Annotated in this window: 10 protein-coding genes and 5 pseudogenes; 2 read left to right on the plus strand and 13 right to left on the minus strand. The window is 47.9% G+C overall.

The window, feature by feature from the left end; all coding sequences use genetic code 11:
- Positions 1–102: 102 nt before the first annotated feature.
- The 7 genes and pseudogenes from N4J56_RS22525 to thrS all read right to left on the minus strand — a co-directional run.
- Positions 103–1,203, minus strand: a complete 1,101-nt coding sequence (locus N4J56_RS22525) for a GTP-binding protein (RefSeq protein ID WP_317108476.1) — start codon at positions 1,201–1,203, stop codon at positions 103–105.
- 216 nt (positions 1,204–1,419) lie between these two features.
- Positions 1,420–1,869 (minus strand): SufE family protein, encoded by a 450-nt coding sequence (locus N4J56_RS22530; protein ID WP_317108477.1) that lies wholly within the window; start codon positions 1,867–1,869, stop codon positions 1,420–1,422.
- Positions 1,870–2,109: 240 nt separating this feature from the next.
- Positions 2,110–2,727: a cation transporter gene (locus N4J56_RS22535; protein ID WP_317108478.1), complete on the minus strand. Its 618-nt coding sequence runs from the start codon at positions 2,725–2,727 to the stop codon at positions 2,110–2,112.
- A gap of 85 nt (positions 2,728–2,812) precedes the next feature.
- Complete coding sequence (locus N4J56_RS22540; RefSeq protein WP_317108479.1) at positions 2,813–3,178, minus strand: metalloregulator ArsR/SmtB family transcription factor; 366 nt, start codon at positions 3,176–3,178, stop codon at positions 2,813–2,815.
- A gap of 212 nt (positions 3,179–3,390) precedes the next feature.
- Positions 3,391–3,846, minus strand: a pseudogene (locus N4J56_RS22545) (His/Gly/Thr/Pro-type tRNA ligase C-terminal domain-containing protein); the annotation flags it as partial.
- Between the two features lie 6 nt (positions 3,847–3,852).
- Positions 3,853–4,988 (minus strand): IS630 family transposase gene (locus N4J56_RS22550; protein ID WP_410500369.1). Its coding sequence is split into 2 segments (ribosomal slippage): positions 3,853–4,556 and positions 4,556–4,988, totalling 1,137 coding nucleotides; the frame shifts between segments, so codons are not numbered across the junction.
- A 60-nt stretch (positions 4,989–5,048) separates the two neighbouring features.
- A pseudogene (gene thrS / locus N4J56_RS22555) lies at positions 5,049–6,458 on the minus strand (threonine--tRNA ligase); the annotation flags it as partial.
- A gap of 149 nt (positions 6,459–6,607) precedes the next feature.
- Between thrS and N4J56_RS22560 the strand changes: the two are divergent.
- On the plus strand, positions 6,608–7,315 hold the full coding sequence (locus tag N4J56_RS22560) for a Uma2 family endonuclease (protein WP_317108483.1): 708 nt from the start codon (positions 6,608–6,610) through the stop codon (positions 7,313–7,315).
- A 73-nt stretch (positions 7,316–7,388) separates the two neighbouring features.
- Here the strand turns inward: N4J56_RS22560 and N4J56_RS22565 are convergent, their stop codons facing one another.
- The 5 genes and pseudogenes from N4J56_RS22565 to hemB all read right to left on the minus strand — a co-directional run bounded on the left by N4J56_RS22565 (position 7,389) and on the right by hemB (position 11,570).
- Complete coding sequence (locus N4J56_RS22565; protein ID WP_317108484.1) at positions 7,389–7,715, minus strand: hypothetical protein; 327 nt, start codon at positions 7,713–7,715, stop codon at positions 7,389–7,391.
- Between the two features lie 7 nt (positions 7,716–7,722).
- Positions 7,723–8,560, minus strand: a pseudogene (locus N4J56_RS41235) (metal ABC transporter permease).
- Positions 8,561–8,578: 18 nt separating this feature from the next.
- Positions 8,579–9,343: a metal ABC transporter ATP-binding protein gene (locus N4J56_RS22580; protein ID WP_317108487.1), complete on the minus strand. Its 765-nt coding sequence runs from the start codon at positions 9,341–9,343 to the stop codon at positions 8,579–8,581.
- A 9-nt stretch (positions 9,344–9,352) separates the two neighbouring features.
- A pseudogene (locus N4J56_RS22585) lies at positions 9,353–10,467 on the minus strand (metal ABC transporter solute-binding protein, Zn/Mn family).
- A 94-nt stretch (positions 10,468–10,561) separates the two neighbouring features.
- Positions 10,562–11,570, minus strand: a pseudogene (gene hemB / locus N4J56_RS22595) (porphobilinogen synthase).
- A gap of 145 nt (positions 11,571–11,715) precedes the next feature.
- Here hemB and N4J56_RS22600 point away from each other — a divergent pair.
- A complete protein-coding gene (locus N4J56_RS22600; protein WP_317108491.1) occupies positions 11,716–12,120 on the plus strand; it encodes a Fur family transcriptional regulator in 405 nt (134 codons plus the stop codon).
- Here N4J56_RS22600 and N4J56_RS22605 read toward each other — a convergent pair.
- A complete protein-coding gene (locus N4J56_RS22605) occupies positions 12,104–12,661 on the minus strand; it encodes a Crp/Fnr family transcriptional regulator (protein ID WP_317108492.1) in 558 nt (185 codons plus the stop codon). The genes N4J56_RS22600 and N4J56_RS22605 overlap by 17 nt on opposite strands.
- Positions 12,662–12,735 lie beyond the last annotated feature (74 nt).

Consider the following 12,735-nt stretch of genomic DNA (forward strand, 5'->3'; position numbering starts at 1 on the left):
AAATGTCATGAGTGAATATAGGTGAAGTAACAATTAGCCGCAGAAATAGGAGGTGCTGCCGCGCCTCCTCCAGCAGACGACTGAACTGCTGAAAGCTTAGTGTCAGGCAAGGCAACCAGTCAGGTTTTGCCGAATTTCATCTGCATTCAGATTGCGCCCGACGAAAACAATCTGATTTTTCGGTGGGGTGCGCCACTCTTCTCCATGCAGGTCAAAGCGGGGACCGCTCAGTTGAAAAATGTTACGCAAGTCGCTATCTGAAAACCAGAGAATGCCTTTAGCGCGGAATACATTTTTAGGTAGCTGTTCTTGCAAAAAAGATTCAAACTTTTTGACATCAAAGGGGCGATCGCTCTCAAAGGCGATCGACACAAATCCATCATTATCTAAATGATCGGAATGGTGATGATGGTGTTCATGGTGATGATGGGTGCGATCTTCATGACGATCGTGCGAATGACGATCGCGATATTGATGACGATCGTCCGAATGGTGACGATCGCGATCGTGCTGAGTTTGCTCAATCTCTTCTTGAACGAGATCGGCATAGGCTTCTGGGTTGTTATATCCTACGTCCAATATCAACGGTAACGGCACTTGACCGTGTTGGCTGTGAAGAATTCTGGCACCTGCTTTGACCGTACTAATGTAAGCTTCTAACTCCTGTACTTTCTCCGGTGATGCCAGATCCGTTTTGTTCAAAATCGTGGCATCCCCGTAGGCGATTTGCTTCAGCGCCGCTTCGCTGTCAAAGCGATCCGGCGTAAAGGTTTCGGTATCAACAACAGTGATAATCGAATCGAGTCGGGTGAAGTCGCGTAATTCTGTACCCAAAAACGTCAGAATAATTGGCAGCGGGTCAGCAACACCTGTAGTTTCAATTACCATGTAATCTACGCGATCGTTACGCACTAGCACGTCATAAACCGCATCCACCAATCCATCATTAATCGTGCAACAAATACAGCCATTACTCAGTTCCACCATATCTTCATCCATTGATACGAGTAATTGGCTATCGATGTTAATGTCACCAAACTCATTCACCAAGATCGCAACCTTTAAATCCTGGCAATTGCTCAGAATATGATTCAGCAAAGTAGTTTTACCACTGCCGAGAAACCCTGTAACGATCGTGACAGGCATTCCTCGTTTAGGAATGTCCAGAGTCGTTGGGTTGGAAAGAGTTACTGTGTCGGTCATATCAATTCCTCAAATTAAATAGCAAGGCATTCAATCAATTGCGTTTTAATTAGTTTCAGTATTTAAATGTCGTCTAATGAATACCAGTTGATTATGCTTCAGTGACTGCGATCGCTCTTCATATCGCATCGTTTACCACCGTAACGAGTATTCCTTGTCTAAGAACGGTTAGAGATGCGGAATGAACCTGGGCAATGGTATCAGTCATAACTTCTCTTAACTCATGGAGGGCATATTAGCAAACTGGCAAGTTGTAGCTTTATGCTGCATGAACTGAAAAATGTTGTAGAACCCGTTAGCGCGAGAGGGGGTGAGGCTGACATCAAGTCTAGTTGCTGTGATGAAGTCCGGGCTGAGGTCTTGGATTTCTAGAGGAGACAAGCTACTCAATCCTTCAATCAGTAGCGCCACCAGTCCTTTAGTAATCTGAGCATCTGAATCACCTTGAAACGTGACCTTGTCATCCTCCAAGGTAGCCGTGATATAGACTTGGGACACACAACCAGGAACCTTGTTATTCGCTATTTTTGCGGCGGCTGGAAATTCTGGTAATCGTTTTGTAAGCCAGAGTAAATGCTCATACTTTCGCTTGGGGTCGGAGGTCTGCTGAAAGCGTTGAACGAGCCGTTCTAGGGCAGGAGGAAGTGGAGTTGAGGAATAGAACATCGACTAACCAAGTGGAGACTAGATTAAAACGATAATCATTTTCATATTATAGGAATCTGTGTCACTTTGACACAGATTCCCTGCTCCACTCGTCGTGGCAACCCGTTCAGATACAATGGGCAAAATCCGATGTGCCAGCAAAAGGATGCACCGATGAGCCAAACGATTGCCGCTCTACTCCACAAAGCGTTGTTAGAAGGAAGTATTGTGCTGCGCTTCTGGTGTACGGTCGACAACCCATCATACCTGCTGCATCTCCCGCCAAGATTGTGAAAGCATTTTCCCCGCTGACCTGGCAAAAATAAACGTTAACAACAAACCCACTGCTAAATCTGGCAGAAGCGAATGAGTTAGAGAAACTAACGCTGCCGCTACCAGAACTGATGTATTGGCAATGATGTCATTGCGGGAACACAACCAAACAGAAGACGTGTTGAGATTGTCGTTGCGATGACGAGTCAACAACAACAGACACAGCAAATTAGCCAGTAACGCCACAACTCCAACAATTCCCATCGTCAATGCTTCTGGACTTGCGCCTGTGAATAGTTGATAAGTGACTCTCGCAAAAACAGCGATCGCAAACAAAAACACCATCGATCCTTTCAGGAAGGCTGTCCCAGCCTGCGCTTTAACACTCTTATTAATGACATACAAACTGCTGGCATAGACCAGCGCATCACCCAGCATATCTAGCGAATCCCCAGTTAAAGATAGAGAATCTGCTCGAATACCCGCCCCAAACTCGATCGCAAACATCACTATATTGATCGACAGAACTGCCCAAAGCGTCTTGGCTTGCTGTTTTTTCAGCTTCGATAGCTCAGAGGCTTTGGCTTGACAGCAACGATCGCCCATAGCTGGCTCCTACGATTCAAACATTCAAACTAACATTAGAATGTTACCGCATTAAGAGCAACATTCAAACCAACGTTAGAATGTTTTACTCGGCAAGTTGACTGAGGGCATAGCGGAGAATCTCGGTGACTCGCCGATCTTTCAGGGAGTAATACGCCAGTTTGCCGTCATTTCTGTACTTCAGGATTTTGAGGTCGCGCAGTTTTCGCAGGTGGTGGGAGGCGGCAGCGATCTTGATTTCCAGCAGAGCAGCAACATCACAGACACAGAGTTCTTCACCTCGGCTCAGTGCATAAAGAATCTTCAGGCGCGATCGATCGGCTAAAGCACCGAAGAGAATTTGAGCATCTTCGAGCAAATCATCCCCTGGAAGGGCTTCATTGACCTGAGCGACCAGTTCTACGTTGAAACATCGCACCTGGCAGATATCGTTTGACTTTGGCTCGACCACAAATCCTAATGGCTCAAACTCTACAACTCAATTCTACCTATCTAACGTTAATCAACCTCACCAACAGCCTCAACGTATTGCCCTTGCCCCCGAGCTGAGTGGTACAACACCTAATTGGGAGAATTACTGCTTGATGCCGTGATTTGCCCTACTTTGTAAGTGCCACCGTAAGGATGAGTAAATATGTAAGCGACTTTCATGTTTCTCCCAATCTAAATCTGTTGTTTATTTTGAATTGCTTTCTGCATTCTTTCATGCAGTTCTGATTGCGTTAACGATCCGAGTTCTCCCGATTGGCGGGTTCGTACACTCAAGGTTCGCTGCTCGATTTCCCGCTTTCCAATGACGGCAACTACCGGAATTTTTTCCACTTCTGCGGTGCGGATTTGTTTGCCCAAACGTTCTCCGGTGGAATCTACCTCAACTCGGTATCCCAGTTGTTTTAATTGCAGGGCGATCGCATTTGCATACTCTCGTCGATCGTCACTCACGGGCAATAACCTCACCTGTACCGGAGCCAACCACAGCGGAAAATCACCCGCATAATTCTCAATTAAGATGCCAAAGAAGCGTTCTAGCGAGCCGAAGATAGCGCGGTGAATCATAATCGGACGCTGTCGCGAACCATCCGCCGCAACGTATTCCATATCAAAGCGTTCGGGTAAGTTGCTTTGTCAGGATGATATTGATGGGTAGAGTCGCTTTAGTTTGATTCGAGCATCAGCTGTAGTAAATCGCCAATCTACAGTTGTTGCAGCTCGATTTCTGTCCTGTTCCCAAGCTGCTACCTCTTGTTTTAAAGTTTCTTGGTCGGGAATGCGTCGGTCGAGACATTGACGAGCTAAAACGCTCAACTCAATTTCTGCCATATTTAACCAACTGCCATGTTTTGGCGTATAGTGGAACTCTAATTTGTTAAGAATTCGTCTGGCTTCGGCTGGAGGAAAAGCTTTATAGAGAGACGCGGCTACATGAGTGTTGAGTTGGTCGTGGATAACAGTAATCTTTGCGGCTTGAGGATAACACTCATCAACCAGATATTTCATTTGATGTGCATAATCAATTGCCGTTCGTCGTTCGGTAACTTCTAGATGCCGCCAACAAGTCAGTGGTTCAAAAAACATGAACAGATTACAGACACCGTTGCGCTCGTATTGATAGTCATAACGTTGAACTTCGCCTGGTTCGAGCGGCAAAGGTTCAATCGTTTCTGCTACTAACTGCTTGCTGCTTTCATCAAAACAAACCCAAGGGTAAAGCGGATCGTAACGGCTTGTGTATATATTTAAAACATCTTCCATGCAACAGACAAACTGGGCATTTTCTGTTGGTGGAATTACCCAAGATTTATTCAACCAAGGTTTAAGTTCGTTTTTTTCAGTGTCTGTCGTACTGTCTCATGGCTCACTGCCTCAACGTATCCCCAATCCACCATATAGTCAGCTAGCATCCGTAATGTCCATCGCCCTTGTCCCTCTGGTGGTTCGCTACAAACTAAAGTAATTAAATAAGCTTCTTGTTCACCATCCAGACAACGTGCTTTTCTCGTCTTGGGTTCGTGTCGTCCTAAAGCCTCTTCTATTCCCTCTTCTACTAATCTACGGCGTACTCTTTCTATAGTTGAAATACTAATATCCAGCGCCGAAGCAATTTCTGTATCTGTCCATCCTCCTCCAGCTTGACTAGTATCTGCTTTGAGCAGAATCCGTGCATGGTTGACCTTGTAAGCTGGATTTTTTCCTTTACTCGTTAGTTGCTGTAAATACTCTCTTTCAGCGGCTGTTAGTGTGACAATGTATTTCTTAGCCATGAGGAGTTTTTTTACTTATTGTGAGAATACTTCCCTTCATTTTAATCTTGACATAACAAAGTTGAAATCGACTTGAATCGTGGAACACTGCCACAAACGCCCGATCGCATCTTCGATCTTGATATCAATTTTGGGACCATAGAATGCACCACCACCGTCGTCCGTCACATAGTTCCAATCCTTTGTATTTAATGCTTGAACCAGCGCATCCGTCGCTAATTTCCAAATAGTATCCGTACCCACAGACTTGCCAGGTCGGGTAGAAAGGTACACTTCATACTCAGTGAAGCCAAAATCCGATAGAATCTGCTCGGTCAAATTCAACACACCCAGAATTTCATCTGCCACCTGTCCGGGCAGGCAAAAAATATGAGCATCATCCTGAGTAAAGCCGCGCACCCGCATTAAGCCGTGCAACACGCCCGATCGCTCATAGCGATAGACGGTGCCCAACTCAGCCCAGCGAATCGGCAACTCTCGATAAGAATGCAAATGACTTTGATAAGTCAACACATGGAACGGGCAGTTCATCGGCTTGAGTTGATACTGCTGTGCCTCAATCTCCATCTGGTCGAACATATTCTCGCGGTAAAAATCGAAGTGACCCGATGTTTTCCACAGATCGAGATTGGCAATATGCGGCGTATAGAGCAGTTCATACCCTGCATCTAAATGCGCTTTCCGCCAGTAGTCTTCAATTAATAGCCGCATCCGTGCACCTTTAGGATGCCAGAAGACGAGTCCCCCACCTGCATCCTCCTGGATGCTAAACAGATCCAGATCTTGTCCCAATTTGCGATGGTCGCGGCGTTTCTCTTCTTCTTTTTGAGTGAGATATGCCTGGAGTTGTACTGGGGTTTCCCAGGCGGTGCCGTAGATCCGCTGCAACTGCGGTTTGGTTTCATCCCCTCGCCAGTAGGCTCCAGCCACACTTTCCAGAGCAAAAGCATCGGGGTTAATTTCGCCCGTGGAGTTGAGATGGGGACCTGCACACAAATCCCACCAGCAATCCTTGCCCATCTGTTTCTGGGTCAGGGTGTCAGCCGCAACGTGAAACAAGGAAGCTTCCGCCACACCTTGCAGGGTATCTACACAGCCAATGAAATAGCGCATGATGGGTTGATCGGCAGGAATGCTATCGAGGATTTCTAGTTTATAGGGTTCGTGGAGTTGCTCAATTTCTGCCCGAATTTGCTCCCGATCGACCACTTCTCGAACGATTGGCAGATTGGCGTTAATGATTCGCCGCATCTCGGTTTCAATCTGGATGAGATCGTCAGGGGTGAAGGGGGTTTGACGGTCAAAGTCATAGTAGAAGCCAGTATCTGTCCAGGGTCCGATCGTCACTTTTGTCTCTGGGAACAGCGTTTGCACTGCCATTGCCAGCACATGAGCACAGGTATGACGAATCCGCAGCAGGGCTTCAGCACTGGTGGGGGTGGAATGGGACAGAAGGACTGAACTGACCATAGGTTAACAAACAATGATAATCATTCTCAAATTTAGCACGATTATGAGGAATTCAGGGGTTGATGTTTTCTCTGGCAGGGTGTGCTGATGTTTTATGATGAGATATTTGTTACAGTGAGCGGTATGCAGCGATTTTGAGGATTTATCCTATGGTTCGCGAGTACACACCTCAAACGCAACCCAATCAAGGGCAGAACTATCCTCCCCTGCAAAGTGGCGATCGCCTGACACGACCTGAATTTGAGCGGCGGTATGCAGCCTCTCCCCACATCAAAAAAGCAGAACTGATCGAAGGAATTGTGTACGTGGCATCTCCTCTACGACATGAGCAGCATGGCAAACCCCACAGTCGAGTCATGACGTGGCTGGGGGTCTATCAGGCAATGACGATCGGCGTGGATTTGAGCGATGCACCAACTGTCAGGCTCGATTTGGATAATGAGCCGCAACCGGATGCCGTACTGTTTCTTGAAGCGAGTGCAGGTGGGCAAACCCGCATCAGCCCTGATGGTTATATTGAAGGATCGCCAGAACTGATCGTTGAAGTTGCTGCCAGTAGTGCCGCTATTGATACCGGGAGCAAGAAGCAAGTCTATCGTCGCAATGGGGTGCTGGAATATGTAATCTGGCAATCCTATGACAACCAACTGGAGTGGTTTTGGCTAACGGATGGGGAGTATCAATTACTCTCTCCTGATTCCGATGGCATCATTCGCAGTCGGGTATTTCCGGGCTTATGGTTAGCGGTGGAGCCGTTGTTGAGTAATCGGATGGCGCGGGTGTTGGAGGTGTTGCAGGAAGGGTTGCAGTCGCCGGAGCATGAGGCGTTTGTAGAGCGGTTGGGGAGAGGGAAGTAGAAATCAACCTCAGCGCTCTTCAAAAAGCATCTGCTGGGATTTAATATCGAAATCAACGATTTAGGTCTTCCCCTCACTCTGGAAAGAAAAACTCTGCCTCATCCTCATCCACAGGCTCACGATTCCGGTAGTAGGCTTCCAATTCTTCTGAACTGATGGGATTCTCAGTAGGATTCTCAAAAAATGCCTTGACTCGAATATAACGCCGCAGTCCTTCTGCCCCGGCATCTTCTCGCGTTGCCTCTTTAAAGTCTTCAGGAAAGGTTTCACTCACCTTAATCCAAGCTGATTGCAGAATCGCTTCAATTTCGGGCGTGGGAGCTTTATCCAGCAGAGTTTCCAGGGCTTCCAAAATGTCGATCGTCTTCAAGATTTTGGGAGTAATACCAGAGTTAGACATGGCGTGGTTACCCCTGTCCTAAGAACCCCAATCTAGGTAATGCCATTGCTGTTAGAAAAATCGCCAACTGGGTTGCCACAATACTGGGACCCGATGGCAAATTGAACCCCGCAGAAAAGAGGATTCCAATCACTGCACTCAACGCCCCTAGCCCCGCCGATAGCACGACGTAGTTGGCAAATGTACGACTCAACAACCGGGCAGCGCAGGCAGGAATCACCACAAACGCACTCACCAGTAATACCCCGATCGCCTTAATCGAAATTCCCACGACCAGTGACAGCAACACAATAAACGCTGTACGATGGGCAGAAACCGACACGCCACGGGCGATCGCGAGTGGTTCGTGCAGCGTCAACAACATTTGCGTTCGCAACGTTAGCCCAATAAAGATGGTACAAACCAGCAATAACCCTGTACTAAAGACTAAATCCGGTTCTCGCACTGCCAGAATATCGCCAAACAAAAGATTATTCTAGTCCCCCTTTGTACTGTCCCACAAAGCTGAGCGTGATGATGGCGATCGCCAATGACGAGGAATAAATGATGTTGAGTAAAGCATCCGTCCATAAGCGAGTCCGTTCCAGCAGGTACGTCACGACCAAAGCAAATACAACCGCAAAAGGTAGCAATACCACCGAGGGATTTAACCCCAGGAGCAATCCGATGCTAATGCCTAACAACGCCGAGTGTCCCAATGCATCGCTGAAGAAAGACAACTGGCGCAAGATTGTAAAACTGCCCAGCATTCCCCCCATTAATCCGGTGAGAATGTCGCCGAGCATGGCGCGTTGCATGAAGGGAAGTTGGAACAGTTCGAGGATGCGGGTGAGTTCGGTAGGCATGGGAGTGGGGAGTCAGGGCTAACAGTGATGGTGATAGCGAACGAATTCAGAGCCATAGGCAGTAGAAAGATTGTCGGGAGAAAGGGCAACTTCTGGTGCTCCCTGACAAAGTAAAGTGCGATTGAGGCAGAAAACGCGATCGCAATGTCGCCGCACCATGTTTAGATCGTGGGAGATTTGCAAAATTGTCCAGCCTTCTTCAAGCTTAAGTTGATAGAGCAATTGATAAAACTCAGTTTCACCGCGCATATCCAATCCTGCCGGAGCTTCATCTAGAATCAACAATCGACGCGGGTAAACCAGGCAATATGCCAGCAGCACCCGCTTTGTTTCACCCCCAGAAAGCCCACCGATCGGTTGCTGTCTTAGATGGAGTGCATCTACCTTGGCTAAAGCATCTCGAACGGCATGACGACGTTTTTGATGGTTTGCCCAGGGCACCTGAAATCCGACGCTGTCCCAGCCCAAACCTACCAGTTCTTCCACCGTTATCGGGATGCGGCGATCGACCAGGAAGTTTTGCGGCAGGTAGGCAATCTGTTGACGGATCTGCGGCGCGAGTGAACCCTTGCGGCTCAACGGTTGCCCCAGAATGAAAACGTTCCCTGCAAGACGTGGCAGAATGCCCAGAATGGCTTGCACCAGCGTACTTTTGCCTGCCCCATTCGGACCAACGATCGCCGTATCGGTGCCTGCCTCCAGGGAGAAGGAAACATCCTGCACCGCCGCGTAGGTTTCAAGGGTAACCGTGAGTTGCTCAACTGCGAGTACAATGTCTTGCAATCTAACCTCCTAAAACCTAAACCCAACTCGCTGTGGGACTACTGCAACAGGTTGAGGCATCCAGAGCGGCAACACGGACTGAGTTGAACCACCAAAGGCTGTGACCAAACCCTGCACGTTCTGACGCATCGTCGTCAAATAATACTCCGGTTCCAGGGCTTCGGCACCACCAGTTTCAATCGGATTAAAGATGCCGATCTTGACATTTAGATCCTTTGCTAGCGCCGCAAACGCATTTTCTCCAGCCTGGGGTTCCGTCAGAATTGCTTTGAGATTGGATTCCTTCACTTCATCCGTCACCCGTTTGACATCATCCGGCGATGGATTTTCTTCCGGCACATCTACCAGAAAATTGGCTTTCAAGTTGTAGCTCTGGGCAAAGTAGGGGGCAAAGTCGTGAAAGGCAACAAAGGTTTTACCCGCATAGGGTTGCAGTTTTTTGGTGGTTTCGGCATCTAAATCTCGCAGTTGTTGGATATAAGCGGCTGCGTTTGCCGTGTAGGTTTCCTTTCCACCAGGGTCAGCCGCGATCAAGCCATCTCGGATATTTTCAACTTGTTCAATGGCACGCTTGGGATCGAGCCAGATATGAGGATTGTATTTTCCACGATCGTGTCCGTGTCCGGCTTCCGCTTTTTTCTCGTCCGTGCCATGCTCGTGCTCGTGGTCATGCCCCTCGGTCGCTTCATTGGCGATCGTTTTCACGCCCTCGCTGGAGTCAATTACTTTCAGATTGGCATTGCCCGCATTTTTGACCAGATCCTCCAGAAATTCCTCCATCTCCAGCCCGTTCTGCACCAGCACATCGGCTCTAGACAGCTTTTGGGCATCCTCTGGTCTTGCCTGAAAATCATGGGGACCGACATTGGTTGGCAGTAGCTGGGTTACTTCGGCGCGATCGCCCGCTACGGCTTTTGTAAACTGAGTAATCGGTAAAAACGTTGTCACTACTTGCAATTCATCAGTTGTTGCTGCAGTCGTCATTGAGCCTGTGAATTTGAGCTGGTCGAAGGTGCATTCGCCGCACAACTGCCCAAACTAACCGCGATCGCCGTTACAATCGCTACAGACAACCGACGAACGAGGTTGCTGGATGGTTGTAATCCTGTTTTTGAATGAATCATCTGAAGTATCCTCTCAACGAATAGGGAAAGTGAAGGGTGATGGGGTGATGAGGTGATGAGGTAGATGGACTACTCCCTATTCCCTACTCCCTCCTTACCGCAACATCAACGCCACATCTTTAGCAAAGTAAGTCAAAATCAAATCCGCACCTGCTCGCTTCATGCTCGTCAGCGTCTCTAAAATCACTTTTTTCTCATCACATCCAACCCTGTTGGGCAGCGGCTTTAATCGTGGCGTACTCACCACTAACGTTGTAGGCGGCGACAGGTAAATTCGTATGCTGTTTAATTTGGCAAATAACATCTAAATATGCCAGAGCAGGCTTGACCATGACAATATCAGCCCCTTCTGCAATGTCTAAATCTACTTCTTTGATTGCTTCTCTAGCATTTGCAGCATCCATTTGATAGGTTTTCTTGTCGCCAAACTTGGGGGCTGAATCTAGCGCATCCCGGAACGGACCGTAATAAGCAGACGCATATTTGGCGGAGTAGGCAAGAATTCCCACGTTAATCCATCCCTCCGCATCTAGTGCCCGACGAATCGCGCCTACCCGTCCATCCATCATGTCCGAAGGGGCAACGAAATCGGCTCCGGCTTCTGCCTGCACAAGCGCTTGCTTCACTAGCATCGCAACCGTTTCATCGTTGAGAATTTTGCCATCCTGCACAATGCCGTCATGCCCTTCACTGCTGTAGGGGTCAAGGGCAACATCGGTAATAACCAGAATATCGGGGACGGCTTGCTTGATGGCTCGCACGGTGCGAGCCATCAAGCCATCCGGGTTATAGCTCTCAGTCCCCGCATTGTCTTTTTGGTCGTAGGGAATCAGGGGAAACAGGGCGATCGCGTTAATTCCCAACTCAAATGCCTCCACCACTTCCCTCAGCAACAAATCCAAGGAGTAGCGGTAGCACCCTGGCATAGAAGCAATTTCAACCTTCTGCCCCTCGCCTGACATCACAAATAGGGGATAGATCAGGTCGTCTACACTCAGTTGAGTTTCTCGTACCATGCGCTGCAGAGCGGGCGTTCGCCGCAAGCGACGGGGGCGAGACAGGAGCTTTAGCGTGCTACTAGGAGATGAATTTAGGTCAGACATGGATAAAATAAAAATGATAATCATTATTATAAAACTTTGCCCGATCGCTTTTACTACAAAGTTGATAACTACCAAGCTGTCGAGCTGCTCGGTAACTACTGTAACTCCTGTAGCTTGAACGCGCCTACAGATGTATTTATTGCTTATGAGTTCTCGAACCACGCGCTCTCAACAATCCATTCTCCATCTGCTCAAACAGATAGATCGTGCCATCTCTGCTCAAGACCTGTATGTAGAACTACAAAACAGCGATCGCAGCATTGGCTTAGCAACGGTTTATCGTAGTTTAGAAGCCTTAAAACTTAGGGGAGTGGTGCAGTCTCGAACGGTTAACAATGAGTCGCTGTACAGTTTGGTAGAGTCAGACACGCACTACTTAACTTGTCTTGGCTGCGGTACTTCCATTCCCCTAGAAGATTGCCCCGTAAGCGAACTAGAAGCGATTCTGTACCAGTCCCTACCCTTCAAAATCTACTATCACACTCTAGAGTTCTTTGGGATGTGTCTGCCCTGCCAACTACAGTTAGACTCCCCTATCGCAAGAGAATAATCTGACGCTGGCAGCGGTGAATGATTCCTGACTGCTCGAATTGAGCGAGTAAACGAGTGACCGTCACTCGCGTTGTCCCAATCATTTCTGCCATATCTTGATGAGTTAATTGCAGAGCGAGCGACTGTCCTTGCTCGACAGAATGACCGAATTTTTGAGCTAACCAAATTAAAAGTTGTAGCAAGCGCAGATACACGCTTTCCTGACGAACAATAGTAAGGAGTTCTTCAGTTTGTTGAGTATGGCAAAAAATCTCCTCCAATACTGTGTCGCAATTTTCTAAAGGAACGCTGCTAGCTGCTACACTTGTAACGCATTCGATTTGATAGGGCTGAACCTTAGACAGAGCCTGACCTACGACATCCCCACTTCCCCAGTATCCCAGCACAACCGTCGTTCCTGACTCGCTCCACGTTAAGGTACGGACAACTCCCCGTTCAATTCGCCACAAGATATTGGGTTGTAGTGAAATGATATCGCGGCGGTGAAAGGTACGCTGCGTTAGCTGAGTCGCTAAGACTGGGGTGCAAGTTGAAACCATAGCATTTAAATTTAGGAATAAAGATGACTAACGCTGACTACGCTGAAAAGCAGTATAAAGATTAATGATAATCT

This window comes from Chroococcidiopsis sp. SAG 2025, from assembly GCF_032860985.1.
GTDB lineage: Bacteria > Cyanobacteriota > Cyanobacteriia > Cyanobacteriales > Chroococcidiopsidaceae > Chroococcidiopsis.